The organism is Anaerostipes sp. CAG:276, assembly GCF_000432215.1.
Classification (GTDB): Bacteria; Bacillota; Clostridia; order Lachnospirales; family Lachnospiraceae; genus Anaerostipes; species Anaerostipes caccae.
Window position 1 is genome coordinate 57,602 of sequence record NZ_FR889206.1, and the last position, 25,225, is coordinate 82,826.

20 protein-coding genes (1 of these 20 only partly in view) are annotated in these 25,225 nt (G+C 44.9%); 4 read left to right on the plus strand and 16 right to left on the minus strand.

The window, feature by feature from the left end; genetic code table 11:
• Positions 1-893 carry the 5' portion of a L,D-transpeptidase gene (locus tag QVP35_RS15135; RefSeq protein WP_022261363.1) on the minus strand. 514 nt of this gene lie to the left of the window's left edge, so 893 of the gene's 1,407 nt are visible here — the first part of the coding sequence; the start codon lies at positions 891-893; its stop codon lies beyond the left edge, outside the window.
• A 154-nt stretch (positions 894-1,047) separates the two neighbouring features.
• Between QVP35_RS15135 and QVP35_RS15140 the strand changes: the two genes are divergently transcribed.
• The 3 genes from QVP35_RS15140 (at position 1,048) to QVP35_RS15150 (ending at position 3,924) form a co-directional block, all read left to right on the plus strand.
• Entirely contained in the window at positions 1,048-2,388 is a 1,341-nt protein-coding gene (locus QVP35_RS15140; protein WP_009289418.1) for a butyryl-CoA:acetate CoA-transferase, read from the plus strand.
• A gap of 87 nt (positions 2,389-2,475) precedes the next feature.
• Positions 2,476-3,420 carry an L-lactate dehydrogenase gene (locus QVP35_RS15145; RefSeq protein ID WP_009289417.1) on the plus strand — a complete coding sequence of 315 codons (945 nt, stop codon included), beginning with the start codon at positions 2,476-2,478 and terminating at the stop codon, positions 3,418-3,420.
• A gap of 138 nt (positions 3,421-3,558) precedes the next feature.
• Positions 3,559-3,924 (plus strand): hypothetical protein, encoded by a 366-nt coding sequence (locus tag QVP35_RS15150; RefSeq protein ID WP_009289416.1) that lies wholly within the window; start codon positions 3,559-3,561, stop codon positions 3,922-3,924.
• Between the two features lie 56 nt (positions 3,925-3,980).
• On the opposite strand, the gene QVP35_RS15155 is transcribed toward QVP35_RS15150, so the two are convergent.
• From QVP35_RS15155 to QVP35_RS15175, 5 genes are all read right to left on the minus strand, one after another.
• Positions 3,981-4,676, minus strand: a complete 696-nt coding sequence (locus QVP35_RS15155; protein ID WP_006566631.1) for a M15 family metallopeptidase — start codon at positions 4,674-4,676, stop codon at positions 3,981-3,983.
• 14 nt (positions 4,677-4,690) lie between these two features.
• A complete protein-coding gene (locus QVP35_RS15160; protein WP_009289415.1) occupies positions 4,691-5,968 on the minus strand; it encodes a glycosyl hydrolase family 18 protein in 1,278 nt (425 codons plus the stop codon).
• Positions 5,969-6,032: 64 nt separating this feature from the next.
• Complete coding sequence (locus QVP35_RS15165) at positions 6,033-6,296, minus strand: glutaredoxin family protein (protein ID WP_009289414.1); 264 nt, start codon at positions 6,294-6,296, stop codon at positions 6,033-6,035.
• Positions 6,297-6,304: 8 nt separating this feature from the next.
• Positions 6,305-6,721, minus strand: a complete 417-nt coding sequence (locus tag QVP35_RS15170; protein WP_006566627.1) for a YjdF family protein — start codon at positions 6,719-6,721, stop codon at positions 6,305-6,307.
• A 203-nt stretch (positions 6,722-6,924) separates the two neighbouring features.
• Entirely contained in the window at positions 6,925-7,995 is a 1,071-nt protein-coding gene (locus tag QVP35_RS15175) for an oxidoreductase (protein ID WP_009289413.1), read from the minus strand.
• 111 nt (positions 7,996-8,106) lie between these two features.
• Here QVP35_RS15175 and QVP35_RS15180 point away from each other — a divergent pair, with 111 nt between their 5' ends.
• On the plus strand, positions 8,107-9,096 hold the full coding sequence (locus QVP35_RS15180) for a linear amide C-N hydrolase (RefSeq protein WP_022261364.1): 990 nt from the start codon (positions 8,107-8,109) through the stop codon (positions 9,094-9,096).
• A 54-nt stretch (positions 9,097-9,150) separates the two neighbouring features.
• On the opposite strand, the gene QVP35_RS15185 is transcribed toward QVP35_RS15180, so the two are convergent.
• The 10 genes from QVP35_RS15185 to QVP35_RS15230 form a co-directional block, all read right to left on the minus strand.
• Positions 9,151-11,088 (minus strand): GGDEF and EAL domain-containing protein, encoded by a 1,938-nt coding sequence (locus tag QVP35_RS15185; RefSeq protein WP_009289410.1) that lies wholly within the window; start codon positions 11,086-11,088, stop codon positions 9,151-9,153.
• A 22-nt stretch (positions 11,089-11,110) separates the two neighbouring features.
• Positions 11,111-13,711, minus strand: a complete 2,601-nt coding sequence (locus tag QVP35_RS15190) for a bifunctional diguanylate cyclase/phosphodiesterase (RefSeq protein WP_022261365.1) — start codon at positions 13,709-13,711, stop codon at positions 11,111-11,113.
• Positions 13,704-13,850, minus strand: a complete 147-nt coding sequence (locus tag QVP35_RS15195; RefSeq protein ID WP_022261366.1) for a hypothetical protein — start codon at positions 13,848-13,850, stop codon at positions 13,704-13,706. The genes QVP35_RS15190 and QVP35_RS15195 overlap by 8 nt, the downstream gene beginning before the upstream one ends.
• An 8-nt stretch (positions 13,851-13,858) precedes the next feature.
• Positions 13,859-15,409 (minus strand): sensor domain-containing diguanylate cyclase, encoded by a 1,551-nt coding sequence (locus QVP35_RS15200; protein ID WP_009289407.1) that lies wholly within the window; start codon positions 15,407-15,409, stop codon positions 13,859-13,861.
• 122 nt (positions 15,410-15,531) lie between these two features.
• On the minus strand, positions 15,532-16,203 hold the full coding sequence (locus tag QVP35_RS15205; RefSeq protein WP_009289406.1) for a M23 family metallopeptidase: 672 nt from the start codon (positions 16,201-16,203) through the stop codon (positions 15,532-15,534).
• A 60-nt stretch (positions 16,204-16,263) separates the two neighbouring features.
• Complete coding sequence (locus tag QVP35_RS15210) at positions 16,264-19,614, minus strand: response regulator (RefSeq protein ID WP_022261367.1); 3,351 nt, start codon at positions 19,612-19,614, stop codon at positions 16,264-16,266.
• On the minus strand, positions 19,614-20,891 hold the full coding sequence (locus QVP35_RS15215; protein WP_009289404.1) for an ABC transporter substrate-binding protein: 1,278 nt from the start codon (positions 20,889-20,891) through the stop codon (positions 19,614-19,616). Before QVP35_RS15215 ends, QVP35_RS15210 begins: the two co-directional genes overlap by 1 nt.
• Before the next feature lie 36 nt (positions 20,892-20,927).
• A complete protein-coding gene (locus QVP35_RS15220) occupies positions 20,928-21,692 on the minus strand; it encodes an arginase family protein (RefSeq protein WP_006566606.1) in 765 nt (254 codons plus the stop codon).
• A 32-nt stretch (positions 21,693-21,724) separates the two neighbouring features.
• A complete protein-coding gene (locus tag QVP35_RS15225) occupies positions 21,725-23,812 on the minus strand; it encodes an EAL domain-containing protein (RefSeq protein WP_022261369.1) in 2,088 nt (695 codons plus the stop codon).
• A gap of 21 nt (positions 23,813-23,833) precedes the next feature.
• Entirely contained in the window at positions 23,834-24,229 is a 396-nt protein-coding gene (locus tag QVP35_RS15230) for a DUF3783 domain-containing protein (protein ID WP_009289400.1), read from the minus strand.
• Positions 24,230-25,225: the final 996 nt, after the last annotated feature.

Genomic DNA, 25,225 nt, shown 5'->3' on the forward strand with positions numbered 1-25,225 from the left:
ATTCTCCAGCCGTAAGGACCTCCGAAAATCTTTTTGGTTCGTCCGTCATGAGTCTTGACGGTACGCATGGTCCCCATCGTGTTATATTTGTATGCAAACTTCATGACCCAGTTTTCCATTTTCTTCATATCAACAGTAAAATCTGTGTCATTTTTAATCTTAAACCACTTGTGGTATACGTCCTTATCGAGAACTACCGTCTGTTTCCCGAACTTATACGTAATGCTTCCCTTCAGAGAATCGTTCATCCTGTCTTTCAGAGAAATGATCTCTTTGCTCTTGCTCGTATACTTCGGGGCATCATAGGCGCCCTCCTTGTCCAGATCCACAGCAGCGACACCGCCTTCTACGGCACTCTCTATGAGCTTTTCCGTCTTTTTCTTCTTTAAGACCGTACCGATCTCTTCTTTCTGGATCTGATAAGATCCGTCTTTGTAAACCGGTTTGGCATTTTGGATCTTGATGATATTTTTCTTTTTGAAGCAGTCAAGCTTTTGAAAGGCCTTTTGAAAAGCGGCTTTGTCATAAGCAAACATATCAATATCTTTGTACTTCTCTCCCCCGAAAACACCTTTAATCCACAGAAAAGAACTCTGTCCGTCTTTAATCTTCCTGATCTGGTCTTCACCATCAAAGGAAACCTTGAGCACACTGCTCTTTAAAACTTCCTCTCTGCCTTTTCGTTCTTTGACGGTCAGCGAATAGCCGTCCGCCTTTTTTTTGAAAATGTCTGTAACTTCGTCAACTGTCTTGTTGGAAACATCGACACCATTGATCTTTGTCCCATATGTAAACTTCTTGCTGAAATACACTGCGATACAGCAGTAGATCACAAAAACAATCCCGACTGCGATCAGGGTGTAATGCTTCCAAGTAAATTTTTTGTGTTCCATAAATGTCCTCCTAAACTTAGTATCTAATTATAGTACAAAACTTGTAAAAAGGCCACCCATAATTTAAATTATTTTACTTGTGTTTCTTTTATGCGGATGGTACAATGGAATGGTATGTTAATAAATTAACAGATAAAAGACAGGAGGATTACTTATGTCATTTAAGGAAGAATACCAAAAGAAACTTAAAACAGCCGATGAGGCCGTAAAAGTTGTGAAATCCGGCGATTGGCTGGAGTACGGCTGGTGCGTCACCACACCGGCTGCCCTTGACAAGGCTTTGGCAAAAAGAATGCCGGAATTGGAAAATATTAATATCCGGGGCGGAATCGTCATGTGGCCGCTGGAAATCACTAAGATCGACTCCCCTGCCGATCACTTTACATGGAATTCCTGGCACATGGGCGGACTGGAGAGAAAATGGATCAAGGAAGGCTTTTCCTACTACGCACCGATCCGTTATTCCGAGCTGCCGGGATATTACCGCAATTACATCGATCACGTGGATGTTGCGATGATGCAGGTTGCCCCGATGGACGAACACGGATTCTTCAACTTCGGGCCGAGTGCATCCCACCTGGCTGCAATGCTTGAAAAAGCCGACTGTGTCATCGTGGAAGTCAACGAAAATATGCCTCGCTGCTTAGGCGGATTTGAAGAGGGTGTACATATTTCCAAAGTTGACATGATCGTCGAAGGCGAAAATCCTGCGATCGCAGAGCTGGGCGGAGGCGGAGCAGCCACCGACGTGGACAAAGCCGTTGCAAAACTCATCGTAGACCAGATCCCGAACGGCGCATGTCTCCAGCTTGGCATCGGCGGAATGCCGAATGCAGTAGGTTCCATGATCGCGGAATCTGACCTTAAAGACCTGGGCGTTCACACTGAAATGTATGTGGATGCGTTTGTAGACATTGCAAAAGCAGGAAAGATCACCGGTGCCAGAAAAAATATCGACCGCTACCGTCAGACTTATGCATTCGCAGCAGGGACCAAAAAATTATATGACTACTTAAATGACAATCCGGAATGTATGAGTGCTCCTGTTAACTATACAAATGATATTGCAAGGGTTTCTTCCATTGACAATTTCATCTCTATCAACAATGCCGTAGATGTGGATTTATACGGACAGATCAGTGCTGAGTCTTCAGGAATCAAACAGATCAGCGGTGCCGGCGGTCAGTTAGACTTCGTTATGGGAGCTTACTTATCCAACGGCGGAAAGAGTTTTGTATGCCTGTCTTCCACTTTCACTGACAAGGCCGGACAGATGCATTCCCGTATTCTTCCTACCCTGCATAACGGGTCTATTGTCACAGACACCCGTGCCAATGCACACTATATCGTCACCGAATACGGAATGGCAAACATGAAAGGACTCTCTGCATGGCAGCGCGCGGAAGCCCTGATCAATATCGCTCATCCGGACTTCAGAGACCAGCTGATCAAAGACGCAGAAAAAGCTCACATCTGGAGAAGATCCAACAAATAGTTTTTGATACAGTTTCTCACTTTATCAAAATTCGATGAATATTTTATCCTCCTTTGTTAAACTACTTAATACAAAGGAGGATTTTTTATGATTAATAATAGAAAAGCGGCCATCATCGGCTGCGGATTTGTCGGTGCATCCACCGCATTCAGCCTGATGCACCAGGGACTGTTTTCCGAGCTGGTCTTAATCGATGTAAACGAAGAAAAAGCCCGGGGTGAGGCGATGGATTTAAGCCATGGACGCCCGTATGTAGATACATCCAAGATATATGCAGGCTCCTATGATGATGTCGCGGACTGCGGGCTGATTATCATAACCGCCGGTGCAAATCAGAAGCCCGATGAAACCCGTCTCGACCTGGTACACAAGAATGTATCCATTTTTAAATCCATTATTCCGGAGATCACCAGACGAAACTCTGAAGGAATCTTATTGGTTGTTGCCAATCCGGTTGATATTCTTACTTATGTGACCTTAAAACTTTCCGGATTTCCAAAAAACCGGGTCTTTGGCTCCGGAACTGTCCTGGATTCGGCACGTTTCCAATACCTGCTCAGCGAACATCTGGAAGTAGACAGCGGCAGCATTCAGGCATTTATCATCGGGGAGCACGGAGACAGTGAACTGGCGGTCTGGAGCGACACCAATGTCTCAGGGATCGGCATCAACGAATTTTGTGAAATGCGCGGGCACTTTGACCACGAGAAGTCCATGAAAAGAATTTTCGACGATGTGAAAAACAGCGCCTATGAGATCATCGAAAAAAAAGGCGCTACGTATTACGGCGTCGCCATCGCAGTCAGCCATATTGCAGAGAGCATTATCCGGAATAAAAATTCCATCCTTCCGGTTTCCAGTCTGCTTAGCGGTGAATACGGCCTGTCCGATCTCTGTCTGAGCGTACCGACCATCGTCAACAAAAACGGTGCGGAACAGGTCATCGAGATTGACTTAAACAGTGAAGAATCCAGTCTGCTGCATAAGTCTGCAGGCCAGCTGAAAGAAATTCTTTCTTCCCTGGATTTATAGCAAAATCGGTTTTATATCTTATGTATCCAAAAAAGTACAGTGGAAATATTTACACGTTATGAGATCTGTGCTATTGTATGATTCAAACAAAAATTTACTGATTTTTTATTAGATTCATACAAAAAGTGAGGTTTTCATATGAAAAGATATCTCTTGACCGGTATATTAGCTTTTGCAGTTTCCGCTGCCTTAAGCGGCTGCGGCACGGCCCACATAAAACCGGAAGGACTCAGTGACAATGAATACAGGCTGGGCCTGAGGGCGATCGAGACGACAGATAAATATTTAAACGCCGACCTTTCAAGAGATCTGGCCAGCGAACAATTTGAAGATATCAAAAATGCGTTTGAACAACACGAAAAAAATCAAAAAACCACTTTCTCACGGGTAGACTCCCGTATGGAACAGTTGGAACAGTGCCTGTCTGCAAAAAAAGTTTCAGACAAAATGGTGACCAAAGCCAGAAACCGTCTGGCAGAAACATTAAATCAAAATCTTTTATAAGTTCAAAAAACTCCGGTCATAAATCTTTACCGGAGTTTTTTCATGTGTCTTGTCATTTACCGTTTTTCAAAGTGCTGATAGTCTTTATATGTAATCCAGTCACCGCCCCACTGAAACCCGTGTTTCCTGAAAATCCGGTACACCCGGTCATTTCTGTGAATCATGTTATACTTATACTTTCCTTTACACTTTTTCACATCTCTCTGTGCATAGATCTTTCCGTTTTCAGGTGTGATGGAATTCCTCTTTACAAAGGGGTTGACTCTCGGATTAATGTCAATCGCCCTGCCATAAGCGTGTTTTGACAGATGACTGGTCCCTTCTACAATCCGATAGTTAAAGGCAGAGGTGTTATTGGCTTCCATAGATTTGGTGTCATCGGCTCCGTAATCATCGATCAGGCGGATGCTCTCAATCGGGTACTGCATATCATAAAGCTCCTGAAAAATTTCCACGGTATCTTTGGCAATGGACTTATTCACAAGCAGTTGTCCGCTCCTGATCTTTCCGTCATAACCGTAATATTTTACCTTAACATATCGAAGGTCCTGAAATGTGATGTTCGGATTGGGCCTGTAAGAAACCCCGCTAATTTTTTCTTTCACTGCCTTCGGAACCTTTTCGTAAGAAAAACCTCTGATACTTTTATTAGAAAATGCCGGTTTGACGGGTTCCTTTTCTCTTATCTCCTGAACGGATGCACCAAGCCCGATCAGTGCCGCCAGCATCATACTTACAATATGTTTCCCCATAAGATTCCTCCCGTCTACGGTCTGTCGTTTAACTGAAATAAACTGTCCAGCAGCAGCCAGTTGGCCCGAAACGGCCTCATCAGATTCCAGTATCCCACACCTGTAAAACCATATTCTTTCGCCGTCCGTACTTTTACATCAATGCTCCGGACATCTTCAAACCATACTTCATGTTCTGTTCCATTTGACGTATAGTTAAAAAACGGACTCATGGCAGTTTCATCGAACCGAATCTGCACCCCGTTCTCGTCTGCGATCTCGACTGCTTCCACATTTCCGATCGTCCTTGCCCTTGTTGTTCCTCTCTCGTAGGGAAGCGGCCAGTCATAGGCATAGTTCGGGATTCCCATGTATATTTTTTCCGGCGGTATTTCTGTTACCGCGTAATCCAAAACCTGCTGTACCTTGTTGATCGGTGCAACTGCCATTGGCGGCCCGAACGTATAGCCCCATTCATACGTCATTAAAAATACGGAATCTGCATTAGCACCCAAAAGTCCGTAGTCCATTCCTTCATATAACAGGCCCGGCTGATCTGCGGAAATTTTAGGCGCTAAAGCGACAGACACCTTATATCCTAAGGGATTCATCCGCTCTCTTAAGTTCCCTACGAAGGCTGCATATCCCTCCCGGTCCTCCGGAAGGATGTATTCAAAATCCACATCCACTCCGGCATACTGCTTTTCCTGAACTGTCTGAACCAGATTCTCAATCAGAACCTGCTGCATCTGAAGATCTTCCGATACAGCCTTCACCAGCTGATTATTAAAACTCCCGGTCTCCGCAAACGGTGTCAGCACAAGCATAGGATCAACCCCAAACTCCAATGCCTGTTCAATCAGAGGTTCTTCCATCGCCGGCGGTATGAGCGTTCCTTCGGTTGTAAAGCCATAAGAAAAGATCAGAAGTTCATCTAAATATAAGAGAACTTCTCTTAAAATCTCCGTGCTGATATATGGATATGCATAACCCGTTACATTGAGGTTCCCCAGCTGCTCCTGCCGATAGCGGATCGTCAGCACATCTCCCGGCATCAGATTTGATTCGTTCAGCAGATATGGATTTTTTCTGACAATCGAAGAAACCGAAGTGCCGTACTGCTGTGCAATCGATGTCAGCGTATCCCCTTCCTGTACCGTATGGACGTCAGAAGGCTCCAGAATCAGCAGCGCCTGACCGGTCACAACGCGTCCGGCATAAAGCTGGTTGTCATAGATCAGCCTGCTCCTTGAAACTCCAAACTGGGCAGCGATAGAATCAATCGTATCCCCTTCATTTACTACATATATCATAGTTCATTCCTTTTTGCAGTCTTTTTCTAAATATATGCACCCGTCAAAAAAGGAATTCCTGGGCTTATTCTTTTAATGCCCCTTCAAAAACTTTCTTTATTTTTTCTTTTGTGGGAACCCCCTCATGAAGTTTCTTTCCGTCCACATAAAAAGTGGGAACATACCAGTAGTCGAGAGGCTCTGAAAGTTCAGTGTCCTCATCCTCATTGACCATTTTTACAGGAATGTTTTTATACTCCGGCTGTTCCCGTTTGAGTTCTTCCATCATATCCAGCGCCTGATGGCAGTATGGACAGCTTTCCAGTTTCATCATTAGAACTTCTTTCATTTTATCTCCTATCTTCCTCTGTGTCTTTGTTTCTTCTTCTCCTGTTTTATCAAAAACTGCTGCCGCTTCCGTTCTTCCCGCAGATCTCTCCTGCGCTCTTTCCTTCCGGCTTTTTGTTCTTCTCTCTGGGCAGCCAGCGCCTGCTGGGATTTTGTTCCCATCCCTGCGTCTCTGTGCCTTCTAAGGCTCCTCTGCATCCGTTTGGGATTCAGGTTTTTCACCTCTTTCACCGAAACATCCACAGGAGGACTGAAACGAAGTTCTCCATGACGCTCCATAAGAAATGCCAGAACTTCATAGTCTTTTGGTTCTGCCCCGAACGTTATTTTGGACACTTCCAACTCACCGTCCAGAACACGTTCATAGATTCCGACCCAAAAGGGTTCATCAAAATATACTGTCAGCCTGTTCTCAATTTTTTGCATAAAAAACACTCCTCGCTTTTGGCAGCAAAGAATGGACAACCGAGGAGGCAGGTTACTGACAGATTCTATCTCTGTGCCCGGACTACCGGCCGGGACTGTGTTTTTATCTTTGCACGATTTAATTTTACATGTTTCATTTTAATCCATTCTCCCGCGGTTTTCAAGGGATGACTGTGTCGATGAATTTACACTGAAAGGTTTTTTTATTCTCCCATATTTCTTTTTCTGTTCAGCAGGACCCTTCCTGCACATTTTTCGGCATCGATCCTCCACTGGCATTCTTTGCAGTGCAGACATCTGCCGGTATCTCTTCCTTCTTTCGCATCGATGGCCCAGTTATAGTTGACCAGCACACCCCTGCCGATATCCGCCATATCCACACCGGTGCGCTCTAAAATGTCTTCTGCCATCCGGGCATCCGTTATGCTGTTGACCGCAAAAACAGGAACCGATACATGCTTTTTGATCTCCCCCGCGGCATGGATCACATCTTTGTATGGAAAATCTTTTGGAGCACCAGGCTCATCTTCCCCGGAAAATCCATAGGAAATATCCAAAAAATCAATCCCGTGTTCCTCCAGAAGTTTGGCATGACGGATACCGTCTGCAAGAGCGGGTTCAAAGGCTCCCAGCCGGATTCCCACAATAAACTCCTTCGGCACTGCCTCTTTGATCTTTTCCAGAATCTCCACTGCAAACCTCTCCGGATACTGTCCATATTCATCGGTCCTTTTGTTGACCCTGGAATTGAAAAATTCACACATCAGATAACTGTGGCACCCGTGCAGTTCCACCCCGTCATAGCCGGCCTGATAAGCTCTCACCGCAGCTTTCACAAACTGATCCTGCACCTTCTGTATCTGTTCTTTCGTCATTTCATGACCGATTCTTTTTTCTCCGTCTTTATCCATCTCATAATCACTCGGACAAAGCAGGTACTCACCGGAGCCGTTCACCCCTGCATGATGGATCTGCAAAAATATCGGGCAGTCTTCTTCATGCACCGCATCTACGATCTCTTTCAGCCCATCGATCTGTCCATCCTCCCAGATGCCCAGCTGATCTTTGGAAAGTTTCCCTTCCGGATCCACACAGGTAGCCTCCTGAATGATCAGGCCGGCACCGCCCCTGGCAATGGCTCTGTAATGATCAATATTTCTCTGAACTACATAGCCGTCTTCCTCCACCCAGTTATAGCACACCATCGGCGGCACACAGATACGGTTCTTTATTTTTAAATTCTTTAAATTCATAGCTTCAAACAACTTGTTCATGCATTCCTCCTATCTTCCCCTGTCTTATTATACATCAGACGAAAACAGGATACTACTCTTTGGTGTGAAGCATATACTAAAATTAAATGCCTGATTAAGGAGATGTTCTCCATGTGTACCGCACTCACAACACAGAATTCTGCGGGCGATGTATATTTTGGCCGCACGATGGATTTTTCCTACCCCCTTGACCCTGAATTTTATATCGTACCAAAAGGATATCAATGGAAAAATCTGCTGAATACTCACAGAATTAAAAATCAATATAGTTTTATGGGAATCGGCCAAAATCTCTCTCCGGTCACTTTAGCGGACGGTGTCAATGAAATGGGATTTGCAGCCGCTGTGCTGTATTTTCCAGGTTACGCCTTATATGATCCCCCGGCGCCTTCTGGCTCCAGGCAGATCGCAGTGGCTTCCACCGAGCTTGTGAAATTTCTTCTAAGCCAATGTGCATCCACTGATCAGGCGGCTTCTTTGCTGCGCGCCGTCCGGATCACAGGAGTCAAAGATCCGGTCACAGAAATCATTGCTCCTCTCCACTGGATTATGGCAGACTCATCCGGAAAATGTATGGTGATCGAAACAACCTCAGAAGGTCTTAAGATCATGGAAAATCCTATTGGTGTCTTCTCCAACAGCCCTGACTTCCCATGGCATATGGCAAACCTCCGGAATTACATGAATATGAGTCCGTCTCAGCACACAGAACAAAACTGGGGGGCTTTTCCTTTGAAACCTTTCGGGCAAGGCGCCGGCACTTTTGGACTGCCCGGTGATTTCACACCTCCGGCCAGATTTGTCAGAACTGCTTACCTAAAGAGTCACACTCCGATACCGGACAACAGAGAGCAGGCAGTAAACACCTGCTTTCATCTATTAGAAGGAGTCTCTATCCCAAAAGGTGCAGTGGTAACCGACAGAGGAACCTCTGACTATACCCAGTACACCGCCTGCATAAGCCTTACCGGAAAAGAATATTTCTTTAAGACATATGATAACAGCCATATCGTCTCTGTGAAACTTCCTGAAAACTGTGGACCTGATATACGGCTGCTCGGAAAGCTATCAAAGCCTGTCCGATTCCAAGAATGGAAATAAATATATGCAGCAAAAGAGAGCTGTCCGCTAAAACTTTAGCAGCACAGCTCTCTTTCAGTCAGCAGGTGTCCAGTGTTTTATCATAAACATCTCCAGCTGATCCTCAGGCATTGGTTTTGCATAATAGAATCCCTGGATCTGGTCAATTCCAAAATTGGCAATCAAACGGCTCTGTTCTTCAGTCTCCACTCCTTCTGCGATAACGGTCATTCCCAGCTCCTGAAATGTACGCGACAGATTTTTCACGGTAAGCGCAGACTTTTTGTTCTCGACAGAACCCCATACCAGACTCTTGTCCAGCTTGACTGTGCCAAAGGGAATATTGATAACGGTTGCTATGTTGGAGTAGCCTGTTCCGAAGTCATCCAGGCCCATTTTGATTCCGTGCTTTTCCATCTCCACAGCAAACTTTGATACGACCTGTGTGTTCTCCGCCAAAGTACTCTCTGTAAACTCAATCTTAATGGCAGACATGGGAGTATGGTTCCGCCGGATGATCTCCAGAACCTTCTCCATGAGATCGTTCTGTGAAAACTGGACAGCAGAAAAATTAACATGAATTGCCTGAATCGGAATCCCTCTTTGTAACAGCCTGCTGATAAACCTGCAGACTTTATCCAGCATGATATAAGTTATGTCAATGATCAGTCCGGTCTCCTCCGCGATCGGAATAAACTCAGACGGGTAAATCGGACCGATCGGAGACTCCGGTATCCGCATCAGTGATTCAGCATAGCAGAATTCTCCGTCGGCTACGGAATAAATAGGCTGATAATACATCTCAAAACTGCGGTCCGCGATTTTTTCTTTCAGGATCATGATGACTTTTCGTCTTCGCTCCAGTCCATCCAGCATTTCTTTATCGCAGTAGCAGATCTCACCGCTTTTCCCTGATTTCGCCCGAAAAACCGCATATTCCACGGCATTGATGACCTCTTCCAGGGTTTCCCCGTCACCGGAATGCCATATGATCCCCATCACAACAGAGAGCAGAAAACGGTAATCCCCTATCTGCCATGGTTTTTCCATACGCTGCCGGATATCCGTAATACACTTTTTGATCTCTGTTTCATCGCTGTGTGTAAACAAAAGTGCAAATTCATCTCCGCTAAAGCGGTATACATGATTCTTCGGCCCGATCTCATAGAGAAAATCACAGACATTTTTCAGAAATTCATCACCCTTCTGCTGCCCGCATGTATTATTTACCTGACGGAAGTCCCTAAGAGAGACAACGACAAGCACAAACTGCTTCTCAGGTGACTTTTTGATCATCAGCCCCAGCATATTGAGAAGTTCTTTCCGGTTGGGCACATTGGTCAGATAATCCATCGAGATCTGTTTATTCTGCAGGTGCAGATAAATGATCAGCAGGGCACAGGTCGCCGCAGATCCGGACAGAATCACATTCGGATACATCTGCTGAACCAAAATAACCAGTACTGCCAGAATCGGAAAGGCCGCAAGGATGTGGTATATATTTCTGTCAATCCTTTTTTTATTCAATACTGTGACCACAATGCTGGCAGCACAGTAAGCATAAAAGATCAAATATGTGGACACAATCCAAGGTCCCCTCACATACCCCTGCACCAGGCTGATGTCAAACAAATTTTTCGTCAATGGATTGATCAGAACGAGCACACCATACACCAGAGCAGGCATGACTCCAAAGCCTATGACCTTCCTCAGTTCCTTCCTCTCTGTATAGACTATAGAAACGGTATAAAGGAAATACGCGAACCCCATCAGCGGTGTCAGAACATAGTAAACCATTGTCACAGACCAGGTCATCCACATTGGAAACTCATCAAGACGATAAATCATAATCGTAGATAAGATATTTGTCAAAATAGCCCCGGCTGTAACAAGGAGGCATCCCTGAAAAATTCTGTTTTTTAATGTAGGGAGATGACTCCCTTTCCTTGAATATACCCATATAATCCCCAGCATTACAAAAGAAATAGCCTCAGCGGCAATATTCCACTTCACTGTTCTTCACCTGCCAATCCCCTTATTGTTTCACATTTTCTATATGATTATTATCCCTCAAAAACTGCATCAGCTTTTCCTCCGGCAGAGGTTTCGAATAATAGAATCCCTGAATATAAGAAGCACTGGTTGAAGTCAGCATCTTCCATTCTTCTTTCGTTTCTACCCCCTCTGCCACCACATCCATTTGGCTGATATCCGCCATTTGAATCATTGCTTTCAGCAATGCATATTGTTTTTCCGAATCCACACTCTTTTTGGTCATGGACCGGTCAAACTTCAGGACATTGACCGGAAGATTCAGCAGATAATTCAGGCTGCTGTATCCGATGCCGAAATCGTCCAGAGCTATGCGGACACCGTATGACGAAAGTTCATCTAAAATCCCTTTTGCAAGTTCTATCGACTGGATCAGGACCGTCTCTGTAATCTCAAATGTAATACATTTCGGATCAAGACCTGTCTTTTTTATATGGCCTATGATTGAAGGAACACTATTTTCCACAAGAAGCTGCTGTACTGACAGGTTGATTCCCATAGATTCAATCCCAAGTTTTTTCCCCTTTTCCATCATGAAAGTACAGGCTCTGTGTATCACGTACTCCCCTACCTGTCCGACCAGACCATTCTTCTCCGCAATCTCGATAACCTGTCCTGCCGGAACATATCCGCCGTTTCCGTGGGGCAGCCTCACCAGTGCTTCTGTACCTGTAAACCGTTCTCTTTTAAGATGATAAAGAGGCTGGTACAAAACCTCCAGAGTTTTTTCTTTAAGACTCGTTTCCAGCAGCCTGACAATCCTCGCTTCTTCCCGGCGCACTTCCAGCAGCTTATCATCGTATAAAATGACGTTATTGGCCATACCCGCTCCTGAAGTTTTAGCATAATTGACTGCCATCTGGACGCTTTCCAGCAATTTTTCCGATGTTTTTGCATGAAGAGGATAATCACATATGCCGATCAGAACATCCAGGGTAAAGGTGGAATCTTCTACCACAATCGGACTCTGAAAGGCATTCCGGATCCTGCCGACTTTATGATCTTTGTCCTTATCCGCTTCAAAAGAAATTCCTATGAAAACGTCTCCGTTAATCCTGTATAAGTTATTGCCGAAGATATGTTCAAGTCTCCTGGTTATCTCCATCAGCAGGGCATCTCCCGTTGAAACGCTGAATAATTCATTGTATTTGCTGAAAGAACGAATATCCATACTGTAAACTCTAAAATACCTCTTGGCATCATAAGATATCAGCATATCCACATCTTTTAAATACTTCATTCGGTTTCCTATATGATATACCGGGTCAAAGTAGGCAATCTGTTCCACACTTTTTCTGTACTGATTCAGTGCTTTAGAAAGTTCCGTCAGCTGATAATCCGCATACTCACTGAACTCCACATCTGTCCTTCCTGCGGCAAGCAGGCGGCACTTTTCCGTCAAGTCTTCTGCGGGGGATTCCACATAAAGTCTCATATAGTGGTCTGTGATCAGCTTATTTAAAAGATCCTCCGCGCTGTTGCCGTCCTTCGGGTAAACCGCAGTCTGATAATTTGCACTTAAAAAAAGTTTCTCCCCGCGAATCCGGATCTTCCACATAAGTTTCAAAGAAAGACCTTTGGCAAAATCCAGTCTTTCCTCATCTGTCATTTCTTCTTTTACCGCTACCGCAAATTTCCCCCCTGCGATCCGGCCCGACACATAAGGGCTTTTTATGTATTCGTCTAAAACAGCCGGAACACTCGCCAAATATTCATTCTCTTTTAAAAACCCTGCCATTAATTCCACTCGGCTGTACTCCTCGATGGAAAAATAAAACATGGAAAAAACACAGGGTTCAGACACCATCCACCGCTGGACTTCCCTGATGAATCCCTCCCTGTTATACAGTCCTGTCTTTTCGTCATAAATACTGAGATTTTTAAAATATCTGACGCGAAGTGCAAGGACAAACACGCTCATAAATAATACAGACAGCAGCACTCCAAGAAAAACTGATGTTCCCATGATGCCGGTCTCCGTTTTCTTTGAAATCCATCCGTCTTTCGGCATAATGCTCAGTGTCCATCGGGTCGGCAGATAAATCTCTATTTTAGACGCGTAGGAATAATCGAGGTTCCTGTCGGAATAGGCCACTACATCCTTGCTTCCGTCCTGACTGTTCACTTTCCACAGGTGATACTCATAGCCCAGATCACACAGACGTTTTAAATTTAGTCTGCGGATGACAAACTCTTTATCCAGGACAGCCACAACTTCTCCCTCATAAACTTGTCCTTTCAGCAAAGGCTGGATAAACAAAAAAACTTCCTTTTCCCCATCTTTGTTTAATTTAACAGGTCCTTCCACCACCGGTTCTTTCACAACTTTAGCCATCGTATAAATATATGAAAAGTCCCTCAGATCTTTTCCTTTATCTTTCTCATTTCCATCCGCAGAAAAAGAACTCAGAACCTTATCTCCTTTAAATAAAAGGATCTTTTCTACTCCCTCCTGCTCTGCAAGATTTTTGGCACGTCTCTGAAACCACGCTTCATGATTTAAAATATCCGGCTCCGCCTTCACTGTTTCTGCAGCATAATTCAGCTGATCCCGAATAACCAGTGTCAAATTATCCTTATACATTTTCAGAAGACGGCTGACTTTTTTTTCTCTGCCCGGAATAATGATCCTGTATGATCCTTCCTGTTCCCACCGAAAGCATTAGGATACACAAAACTGTCACGGTGCAGAACAGAAGCGTCTTTTTTTTCATAACTTTCATACGTTTCCTCAATCCTGATAAATTTTATAATATCCTTTGCCATTTTGTTTTACAAAATACAGCGCCTCATCTGCATTGGCTATCATCTGTTCCAAACTGCTTCCCTGCTGTCTCACTGCCACGCCTACGCTGCATTGGATCGGCAGAGACTCTCCCTTCGTTCCGATATCTGAGTGAAGTCTGAGAACAAGAGATTCCAATACACTTCTAAGCTCATCTTCATCGTCGATATCTGTAAGGAGCATTACAAATTCATCTCCTCCATACCGCCCCACGACACCGTCATATTTCTTCTCATATTCGCGCAGGATGTACCCTATACTCTTTAATGCCGTATCCCCTGTTTTATGTCCGTAGGTGTCATTTAATTTCTTTAGATTATCCAAATCCACAAAGCATAAAATTGTGATTTTGTCCCCGGGAATCTTATCAAGCTGGGCCTGTGCCTGCTTTAAAAATACACTTCTCGTGACAACGCCGGTAAGTCCGTCGGAAAGGCCGTTGCTGGTAAGCCGTATGATCTCCCTGAAATCCATATTATCCGGACGCTCATCCTGGTAGATCTTTTCCTCCAGTTCCTGAATAGACTGCACGAGCATATCCACCACTTCTTTTTGTTTGCTGATAAAACGCTTCACCAAGAAAAATATGACAGAACAGAGTACCGCCATCAGCGCTACAATCACTAAAAATCCTGAAATAATTGTCCTGTATATAGACCAGAAGTCGATGGTAGTGAGAATATCCCAATCGGTATTTTCTATGTTATTATACATCGTGTAATATAGATTCCCGTCTCTGTAACTCCAGTAAGTTCCCGGCGTTTTGGCAAGCAGTTCTGTTTCCAGCTGGTCTGCCGTCACACCGATATTATGGGCTTCTCTCACATAATCCATATACGGTTCTCCATACTGCAGATTACTCGTAGAAGACATGATCTGTCCTTTGGAGCCGATCAGGACCGCCTGAGCGTCACTGGTCTCCACAGCCTTCTTAAGGATATCCACGACATCGTCAAAATAGATGGCACAAAAAAGGCATCCGGTTATTTTATTCCCTTTTTTCAGCGGATACGCCACCGTATAATTCAGCGTGACCCCGTCTGCACCGGCTAAAAAGCTGTCTGTCACCTGTGGTTTCCCTGTTGAAAACAACTGCTGCATGTAATCCCTGCTGGCCAGGCTGGCCGGCTCCTCACCTATCGTGTAAACGTTCATATCAGCGTCTACATAACAGATCATCATATATCCATACTTTTCTGTAATTCTGTCCAGCTTTTCAACCTTTTTCAGAGGAGGGAGCGAGGGATCATAATATTCCGGCTGTACTGCCAGTGATTCCAGCAGTTTCAAAGACTCATTCACTCTGTTGGTAACCTGAGTCTCCACGCTCTTATGCGCGGCTCTGGCATCTTTTTTCATCCTCTGTGCGGATATAAAGATACCTCCCACCAAGACTATAAACATAGCTGCAGTAAAAAAGATCATCATATACTTTAGAATCGGAGAATAAGTCAGTACATCTTCTCTCTGGACTCTCTGATTTCTTTTGGCACTCATAATCGGATCCCCCCTTTCCGGATAATTTTATTTCCTTGATCTAACCCCATAAAAATAAACATACTTTTACTACATTTTAACAGAAAGCTCACCAAAAGAAAATGACATAGCCTATGAAATATTTATTTCATTCTTCTTTTTAATACTGCCTGCAGAAATTTATAAGGATTCACACTGTATTCCCCATATTTTGTGTCTTTCCGATATATGCCAAGGTGCAGATGTACCGGGAATTTTCCCACGGTTCCTTCTTTCTCTCCATACCCTGAATCTCCCATATATCCAATCACATCTCCCGCACGGATCTTTGTTCCCCGTCTGATTCCGGGAGCATAACTGTAAAGATGCGCATAATAAAAATAAACACCTTTCGGAGAACGGATACCGACACGATAGCCCCCAAGCTTCAGCCACCCAATCTGCTCAACGACTCCGTCAGACATACTGAGCACAGGTATTTCCCCTCTCTTCTTTGAAACCGTACCGGACATAATATCCGTGCCCTCGTGGTGCCTGTCTCCGCCAAAATTCCTCGCCTCATTCCAGGAATCCGAATAATTTACAAACGGTATATATTCATCCGGCACCGGAGCTCCCTTGATCTCCCCTTGTATCAGCGGATCCGGTCTTCCGTTTTTACATCCGGTATTTCGGTATTCCTGATATGCCTTTTCTTCTGCGATGGCTTCGTTCCGCCTTAGAATCCTTTCAACAGCCAAACTCTCGGCTGTGACCAAGAGCCCAAGGAAAAATAATGTGCAAACCAGCCAAAAACTTCTTTTTGCTTTGTTCATCCGCTTCATCCTCTATTCTTGTCTGCACTATGTATATGCAGAAAAGAATAGGGTTACAACCTAAGGATTACCCAGAAGGTATTCATACAGCATCTGTTCAAACGCTTTCACGTCGATCGGTTTCGCAAAATGCCGGTCCATGCCTGCCCGCTTTGCATTTCTCACATCCTCTTCAAACGCGTCCGCGGTCATTGCAATAATAGGCAGAGATGTTACATCTTCCCGGTCCAGTGCACGAATTGCCCTGGATGCTTCATAACCGTTCATCACAGGCATCTGGATATCCATTAGAATCAGATCATAATAACCTTCCGGGGACTGCGCGACTTTCTTTACAGCCTCCCCGCCGTCAACCGCTTCCTCCGCCTGTATTCCCATTTCTGTGACCATAGTTCTGGATATTTCTCTGTTCAGGTCGTTATCCTCTGCAATCAGGATTCTCTTTCCGGTATAATCGGGCTTATCACCAAAACGTTTCTGCTCCAAAGGTTCTGCGTCACCGTCCAGTTCTTTCAGCAGATAACAGATCTTAGAACAATAAAATGGTTTGGACAAAAGGGCTGTGACTCCTGCTACCCTGGCCTCACTTTCGATGTCCGTCCAGTCATAGGCAGTCAAAATAATCACCGGAATATCCGGTCCTGTCTCCTTCCGGATGCGGCGGGCTGTTTCCACACCGTCCATCCCGGGCATTTTCCAGTCAATGAGTGCAAGTTCAACCGGGTCAGAGGTATCCTTTGCCTCTGCAGCATACTTGACGGCTGTCTCTCCGTCAGTGACAAATGAGGCCCTGAGTCCCATGCTCTCAAGAAGCTGTGCAGCGTTCTCACATATCTCCCTGTCATCGTCCACCACAAGGCTGTGAATCCCAATCCATTTTAGCGGAGTTTCATCCTGAGACACATCCTGCAGTTTCAGCGGAAGAGTCACTGTGAAGACCGATCCCTTTCCGGGACTGCTCTCTACCTGTATGTCACCGCTCATTAAGTCTATGATATTTTTTGTAATGGCCATTCCGAGACCCGTTCCGGTCATTTTGCTGCTCGTAGAATCCGATGCCCTCTCAAAAGGATGAAACAGCTTTTTGAGAAACTGCCTGTCCATACCGATTCCTGTATCTGAACAGCAGAAGATAAAATTTTGATACTCTCTGCGGACACTGTCCTCCTGCCGGACCTGAATATCAATTTTTCCTCCTTCAGGCGTATATTTGACAGCATTGCTTAAAATATTAATGCAGACCTGCCGGATACGAAGAGGATCTCCGATTACATTTTCATTTTTAAGAGATCTCAGCCGGACCTTCACTCTGATCCTTCTGGAATCCGCCTGCGGCCGGATCAGCTCGACCGTATCCGTAATCAGCTCAGCCAAATTAAACGGTTCTTTCCTGAGAGACAGTTTTCCGCTCTCGATCTTAGACATGTCCAAAATATCATTGATCAGACTTAAAAGATGCTTCCCTGAAAGATTGATCTTTCCAAGACATTCCATGATCCGCTCACGGTCGTCTAAGTGTGCCGATGCTATCGCCGACATTCCTATGATGGCATTCATCGGCGTACGGATATCATGGCTCATGTTGGATAAAAATTGTCCCTTGGCTTTATTCGCCGCATTTGCATTGTCCAAAGCAGTCTGGAGGGCCTGGCGCTGCTGTTCTTCCTCATAGCGCTGTTCATCTGTGCGCCGCGAAATAAGAATTGCCAGCTTATCATTTGAATATGGATTATCCACATTGATAATCTGAGTCGAGATCCAGTGATATCTGCCGTCTGTGAGTTTCTGCCTGACTTCAAGAAAAACTTCATCCTTTTCATGCCCCAGCGTTTCTGTAAGATACTCCGTTCCAAAACGATGCCGAAACTCATCAGCATATTCCGGGTGTACCGTCAGAGCCATGTCCTGAAACAGTCTGCTGTAAGATTTCTGCTGCCCCAGGCCAATCATCAGGCCCGGTTTTACGTAAATAAAATTCAGTGTATCCTCTGTCAGATTGATGCTGATGATCACCGGATAGGCGTTGGAAATTGCGCCTACCAGTGTGATGCGTTCCTGCAGTATTTCCCTCTCTGCTTCCTGTTCTGCCAGCTTTTCCTCTGTAACATCATGAAAGGCGGCAACAAAAACCGGTTCTCCATTTTCATCAAATGTTCTTTCCAGAATACCGGAAACCCAGAAATATTCTCCTCCCGCCCTTTGAACGCGGAACTCAAATGTACTTTTCCGGCCATCTGTATCGGCAGTTTCAATCATCTTCACAAGCCTGTCATAATCGTCCGGATGAATCAGATTCTCTATCGGCTCACCGAGAACTGTGTCCTCAACATCACCTTCCGGATACTTCAAAAGCTGCATTCCCTGCCGGTTCAGCTGCAGAAACCGATATGGTTTGTCTACAGATATAAGTGCAATTCCTTCCGGAACGGCATTATATAAATGTCCTATGTAATCTGCCTGGTTTGAAAGTTTTTTATTTGTTTTATTTGCGTACCAGTAATAAGAAAATACTAAGAGAAAGATACCTGCCAGGATACTTCCGATCAATTCCATGGAACGTCTCAGAATGACTCCGGTCTGGGCAGTCACCACGTCCTTCGGAATAATAGACATAACATACCAGTCTGTCTCAAGCTTCAGAGGAGCATAACAAAAAACCGTATCCTTTCCCTGATAATTTAAAACTGCCCACCCCGTCTTCTGCTGTTTCAGTGAATCGGCAAAGCGCTTAAGACTCTCCGAATCGTTTTGCGCTTTTGGCAGCATATCAAAGAGATTTTTCATCGTTTTGTTGCTGTTTATATGAGGAGACCGGATCAGGACATCCCCGTTCTTATGGACCACGTAGGAAAAACCGGTATCATGATAAAAAGACAGGCTGAAACTGTCGGCAATATTCTCCACCTCATATTCTTTGACCAAATAGCCCGCGGTGCCGTCCTTTAATTCCACTCTCACAAACAGGTGAAATACATTGACACCGGTCACACTGCTGATATGAGGTTCAATGATACCGTTTCTTTTTGTCGTCTTATCCAGCACTTTTTGTACGTGCGCATCCGGTTCTGTTTCTGTGGAAAAACAGCTCCCGTCGGGGAGATACAGGCTGATTCCTTTATCCGCGCGTGCATAGCTTTCCAGCGCCTCCCTCAGTTTCCCCTTCTCCGTCTTTGAAAACTTCTTTAAATAGCCTGTCATCGTGCTCATAGAATCATACTCATTGCGCAGCTGTACTTCCAGAGTATTTAATCCTTGCTGAGTACTCTCTCTTATAGTGCTGATGGACTGTTCCCACAGCTGCTTTTTTACTCCCCTTACAAAAAAGAATGTCAAAAAGCTTAAAATGATGCCAATGATAACTGCGGCAAGAGCAATCTTCCTCTTTATATTTCCGGAGTATCTTTTTTTCATCACTGTACTTTCCTCTCTTTTTCTGCCTGCAGGTCCATACGGTTCATGACGGATCTCACCGGCTTTCCTGAAAGAATCTGTTTCGATGCCTCCGCTGTCAGGTTCCAAATCGGCAGTTTGAGCATACTGTCTGTACCGATCACTGTTTTACCGTCCTTATAGCAGGACAGCAGGGGACGTATTTCTTCTACGGAAGACGATTTTCCCCCTTTCAGCGGGCTGAATGAGCACTGCTGGTCCGAAAATTTTTGGATATTTTCAGCCTGAGTAAAGTATTCCACGAACATTTCAGCAGCTTTTACATGACGGCTGTCTGCATTCACACTTAAACGCGTGTCTGCGTTTACGACCAGCATCGAGCCATTTTCCAGCAGAGGAAGAGGGCTGACACTGAATTTCAGATCCGGGTTCATCGTCTTTACTCTTCCTGCTGCCCATGCGCCTGTGAGCATAAACGGAGATTTCCCTTTGGCAAATTCCTCAAGATCATCTGAAGTTTTTTCAGTCTTCAGAGACTTGTCAGGATCTATATACCCCTGTTGGATCAGGCTCTGCGCCAGATCAAATCCCGGAGTCAGATATCGGCTCAGCTTCTCTTTCCCATTATTCAGGTTTTCAAACACCTGTTTCTGGTTATTTTGCTGATAGACGGAATAGAAGCCTCTGCCGACAGCCAGCGTTTTTAAAGAGATATCATTGTTACAGATGACCGGAGTGATCCCCTTTTTCGTAAAATAGCTGCACACACTTTCCCATTCTTTTAAATTTCCCGGGGTCTTTTGCTTATGTTTTTTCAAAAGATCTTCATTGCAGTAGAGCCCAAATGCAGATACCGTAGTCGGAACCCAATAGATCTTTCCTTCATCTTTCATTTGAGTCAGCATTTGATCTGTATAGTCCGGAATCGTGCGAAGGCCTGACAGGTCTGCAGCCTGTCCTTTCGACTTCAGTTTCAGAAGGATATCATGATTGACCATGAAAACATCGTCGCCCTTCCCTGTTTCCATCCGCTTTTCCAGGGCTTCAAAGTATTGTGTCCCTTTCAGGCTCTCATATGATACTCTGATATCAGGATTTTCCTTCATAAAGCCTGAAATAATCTCCTCGATCACTTTGACATTTTCAGGCTCATATTTGGTTCCGAAAAACGTAATCGTCGTGACATCTTCAGAATCTGCTTCTTCATTCATGACCGTATGCTTGCTGCTGCACCCGCACAGTACCAGCATACAGATAAGCACCGCCGCACAGCACCTTTTCATCTTCCTTCTCTTCATTGCACCTATCCCCTTTTCTGTGTAAATAATGATTTTTTACCTCTGAGGATCATCGGGAAGGGGCATCATCCCGTCCAGACATTCCAAAACTTCTTTGTTGACACGGTCACTCTGCATGATCTCTCTTCTGCCGGACAACAGGCCGCCCTGATATTCTCCGCAGATATCGGCCCCTAAGATGTTTCTGTCCTGCGCAATCATAGTACATATTCTGCATACCTGCCCTGTGGTCATGCTGCCCTGGTCCCAGTTTGTAGACAACTCGCTCAGGCTCAGCACATCCTTGTCCAAAGACAGATAGACATCCGTCCGGATCTCTCTCTGAAGCCATGTCTTCCAGTCAAAATCCGGGGATACAGCTTCTTCCTCCGGCACTGCCGCCATGTGATTTCTGTATCTCGGCTCCACCTCCCGCAGATATGCGGCCGAAGTACCGATCAGGATTACTTTTTTCAGATGTTCCATCTCATCCATGGCCCTCCGCACCCAGCATCCGCAGGATAAAAGTTCAGGAAACAGCGGCTTCTGAAGATCCGTGTGGCAGTCAAACAGCACCAGCGTAAAATCCCTGCATATCTCTTTCTGCAGAAGAAAGGAGACATAGTGGTAATTTCCCGAACCGAGAAAATAAATATGAGATGGCTTTCCTGCCCTGATTCTCTCTCTGATCGTCTCCGCCGCAGTATCCTCACAATATCCGTTGGTCCCCGGAACTTCTCTCAGGTTGATCCGCTGATGAGGAGCTGATTGATAAAACTCTTCCTTATCGTACAGATCGTCAAAGTCCAGGACTGTAATCATCTGCTGCACATCTCTCACTCCTTTTCGGACTGTTAAAGATAAGTCTTAATAAATTCCTCCGGCGGGACCGGCCTGCCGTAATAATAACCCTGGAAGACTTTGCATCCCATTTCTTTCAGCAAGTCTCTCTGTTCCTCTGTCTCTACAAATTCTGCGACTACATGAAACTTCAGCGTCTGTGCCATATCCACGATTCCGGAGACAATATTTCTGGATCTCTCATTGTCCACAAGCTGTCTGACAAGTCTGCCGTCCAGCTTCACTTCCTCGAAAAAATAGTCCTGAAGATATACCATAGACCCATGTCCCATGCCGAAATCGTCCATGCTGATTTCGATGCCGTTTCGCCTGATATTTTCCAGTTCTCCGGTCACCTTTTCTGAGTGGTCCAAAAATACCCGTTCCGTGAATTCAAAGACCATCTGTTTTTTCCCAAAGTCATAGTGTGACAAGAGATCCAGCACATGTCTGCTCCAGTCCTTCTGCTCCAGCTGGCTCGGGGAGATGTTGACTGAAACCCTCAGACTCTGGTCCGACACACGGTTCATTTTTTGTATATCCGTACAGGCTTTTTCCAGAATAAAATTCCCCAAAGCCTGAAGCTGACCGCTCTCTGAAGCCAGCTGGATAATCAGGGGCGGAGCAATATATCCTGCCACCGGGTGATTCCATCGAAGCAGGGCCTCCGCGCCATAGATGCCCCCGTCAGCCGACATCTGCACCTGATAGTGAAGGGTAAGGCATCCTCTCTCCAGTTCATTCTTCAGATCGTATGCCAGAGTTTTTGCGGCATAGCTGTGGATGTAATCATCGGAAAGGAGGATCGGTCTGCGGCCTGACTCATCTCCCTGATCCATATCCTCTGTCATTTGCCGGACTTCCTCTTTAAAATTTCTCGTCTGCTTCTCTTCACTGTATCTGATAAACGGAATATAGATCAATGTGCCGATCAGCAGATTCACAATCTGCAGAACACTTCCTGCTACAGATCCCGTTGCCTCATAGCCGCTGAAAATAACGGGTACTGTCCATTCTACCGATCTGGTCACATAGGGCACCAGTCCCATCGTCATCGCAAAAGTACTTGTAAGCACAAACACAAGAGGCGTCAGAATAAACGGCACAAACATAACCGGATTAAAAATCACCGGAAATCCAAAAATAGCGATCTCACTGATATTAAAGAGGACGGAAATCCCCGCGACCTTACCGAGCTTACGATTATGACTCTTTTTCGCCGCTATAAGGAGTGCCGTAATAAGACAGAGAGCCGCCCCGCATCCGCCGATAAACACAAAAATATCCATAAAAGACTTGGAGTAGATCTCCGTAGGCATTTTCCCCGCTGCGATCAGCGTCTGATTGACAGATACTCCAGGTTCAAACAGTCTCTTTGCCACTGCATCCAGAGTATTCGTCCCATGGATTCCAAAAAACCAGAGAACATGAGAAAAGAAAACATACAGCAGGGCCCCTGACAGGTTCCCTGACAAATGACGAAATGCCTTCATAGACAAAAACGAACCGAAATTTGTAATATTGCTTGCTCCCGTCCACTCCCTCAGCAGTACGCCGGCTCCAGCGAACAAAAGGGTAATTATAACGATCGGCAGCAGATTCAGGATGGATAAGTTGAACAAATACTCTGCTCCCACCGTATGCATCGCCTCAAACTTCCTTGCCGCCCTGACACTCAGCCGGAACAGCGCACAGGACAGCATCGTGATACACATAGCCGTAAAAACCCATTCAGGCCCGAAAATATACTCTTCATTCTCCATGATACCCCCGCAGAAGGCCATATAGGATACCAAGGCCGTAACTGCATAGTAAAATGCCTCATTGGACTCCGACATTCTGCCGAAAGACAGGCTGATCGTCACAGTGAGAAGCAGAGCAAGGGAACCAAGCGTAATCGTATATACTGCATCCAAAATATTCAAAATCCGCCCTCCCAGGAAAGCGGTTATAAATTCCTGATACGGCGGATATGGAAAACTCTTAAATAAAAGTGCAAAGGAACCCAGGATTAAAAAGAGGATGACTAATGTCAGCCCCTGCTTAACCGATAAAATCGCTGTCGATTTCCCAAGATCCCTATAATAGTTTCTGATTTTCATTGCATAACTCCCCAGATTCGATCACTGCCCGGACATTTCTTCATGTTCATCCCTGAGATTCTCATATAGAGTCATAGAGTCCCAAGTCTGGTTTGTATCCGTCAGAACGGCCTTTAAATTTATCTTTTTAAGCTTCTCTTTTCGAAAACTCATAATCATCTCATCAATCTGGCGGCCTGTGAAGCCTTTCATGACAAGCATCTCTTCTGTGAATCCCGGACCGTCATAGCAGCTGCCGCCCGGTTCGATGCCGGGAACTCCTGCCAGTGCCCCGATCGGTTTCAGATAATCTTCTTTTTTTATATTTTTTATCCGTACACCCATGCGGACCAGGATAAACTTTATCTTTCTTGCCCGCTCGGAACCGTCTAAATTATACAGCAATACAGCTGCACCGCTGTTTTTTCTTTGATTCATTTTCATGTCCTGCCTTTTCATTATAGTAGTTTTATTATACCTTATTGGGCGGAGCGCGTCCACCCGAAGGGTATTACATTTTCCACATGATTGGAGTGAGACATTCTAAGAGCCGAACGGAAATCGTGTAGAAAATGGACGTAATATCTACTGGATAAATACTTATCAAACGATCGTTGGATAGCTTTTTTTGTTCAGAGAATACTTATCCATCAGACATTATGTCCATTTTTACCAGTTCGGAGGCATTGCATTTGAAGAAAGGTTCGTTTACTTCTTTCAGAAAAGGTTCAGAGGCAAGGAGGGGAGGTTCGATTCACCAAATTTGCACTTCGCCTGCGGCTCCTGCTCATTAAGTTCCTTCGAACGGGCCGCTGGAGAGACTTTGCTGAAAGTTGGAAAATCTTACCTTCCTGAGACAGCAAGCCGCAGAACTGGTAAAAATGTCATGACATACAGAAAAATACCCTGGCAGTTAAACATTGACTACTTTTCTGTGCCTAACTATCAAGGTATATCTTATTTCTGTTACTGTTTATCTGGCTGTGATGAAACGGTTTGATCTTGCAATCAAATTTCAATACAACTCTTGTTACTGTTTATCGTACGCTCACCTGCGTTTTGAGAAAGCGTATAGCATTTCAATACAACTCTTGTTACTGTTTATCTGGCCACGAACGGTTATGGAACGTCTTGGCCATCGATTTCAATACAACTCTTGTTACTGTTTATCCAACGCTTTTAAGCCATTCTTCCATTTCATTATAGACAGTTTTGCTGATAAAATCAACGTTTCTCTAAATTTTTCCCAACCGTCATCAATTTTCTCACATTTTTCTCCAATACACCTTCAAATGGCTATTTCCCGCGGTTTGTATGCAATTATCAATTTTATAGGTTGGGAAATCAGTATACCTTATCGCGCAGAGCGCGCCACCCGAAGAGTATAAAATACGGTGTGCCCTTTGGTATGACATTTTGACCAGTTTTCCGGCT

Coding starts and splice junctions, on each gene's coding strand:
- QVP35_RS15140 (WP_009289418.1), top strand. CDS start 1,048: ATGTCATTTAAGGAAGAATACCAAAAGAAACTTAAAACAGCCGATGAG.
- QVP35_RS15190 (WP_022261365.1), bottom strand. CDS start 13,711: ATGTATAAGGATAATTTGACACTGGTTATTCGGGATCAGCTGAATTAT.
- QVP35_RS15205 (WP_009289406.1), bottom strand. CDS start 16,203: ATGAACAAAGCAAAAAGAAGTTTTTGGCTGGTTTGCACATTATTTTTC.
- QVP35_RS15215 (WP_009289404.1), bottom strand. CDS start 20,891: ATGAAGAGAAGGAAGATGAAAAGGTGCTGTGCGGCGGTGCTTATCTGT.
- QVP35_RS15145 (WP_009289417.1), top strand. CDS start 2,476: ATGATTAATAATAGAAAAGCGGCCATCATCGGCTGCGGATTTGTCGGT.
- QVP35_RS15170 (WP_006566627.1), bottom strand. CDS start 6,721: ATGCAAAAAATTGAGAACAGGCTGACAGTATATTTTGATGAACCCTTT.
- QVP35_RS15150 (WP_009289416.1), top strand. CDS start 3,559: ATGAAAAGATATCTCTTGACCGGTATATTAGCTTTTGCAGTTTCCGCT.
- QVP35_RS15160 (WP_009289415.1), bottom strand. CDS start 5,968: ATGATATATGTAGTAAATGAAGGGGATACGATTGATTCTATCGCTGCC.
- QVP35_RS15155 (WP_006566631.1), bottom strand. CDS start 4,676: ATGGGGAAACATATTGTAAGTATGATGCTGGCGGCACTGATCGGGCTT.
- QVP35_RS15195 (WP_022261366.1), bottom strand. CDS start 13,850: ATGAAAGTTATGAAAAAAAAGACGCTTCTGTTCTGCACCGTGACAGTT.
- QVP35_RS15210 (WP_022261367.1), bottom strand. CDS start 19,614: ATGAAAAAAAGATACTCCGGAAATATAAAGAGGAAGATTGCTCTTGCC.
- QVP35_RS15225 (WP_022261369.1), bottom strand. CDS start 23,812: ATGAAAATCAGAAACTATTATAGGGATCTTGGGAAATCGACAGCGATT.
- QVP35_RS15230 (WP_009289400.1), bottom strand. CDS start 24,229: ATGAATCAAAGAAAAAACAGCGGTGCAGCTGTATTGCTGTATAATTTA.
- QVP35_RS15200 (WP_009289407.1), bottom strand. CDS start 15,409: ATGAGTGCCAAAAGAAATCAGAGAGTCCAGAGAGAAGATGTACTGACT.
- QVP35_RS15175 (WP_009289413.1), bottom strand. CDS start 7,995: ATGAACAAGTTGTTTGAAGCTATGAATTTAAAGAATTTAAAAATAAAG.
- QVP35_RS15220 (WP_006566606.1), bottom strand. CDS start 21,692: ATGATTACAGTCCTGGACTTTGACGATCTGTACGATAAGGAAGAGTTT.
- QVP35_RS15180 (WP_022261364.1), top strand. CDS start 8,107: ATGTGTACCGCACTCACAACACAGAATTCTGCGGGCGATGTATATTTT.
- QVP35_RS15165 (WP_009289414.1), bottom strand. CDS start 6,296: ATGAAAGAAGTTCTAATGATGAAACTGGAAAGCTGTCCATACTGCCAT.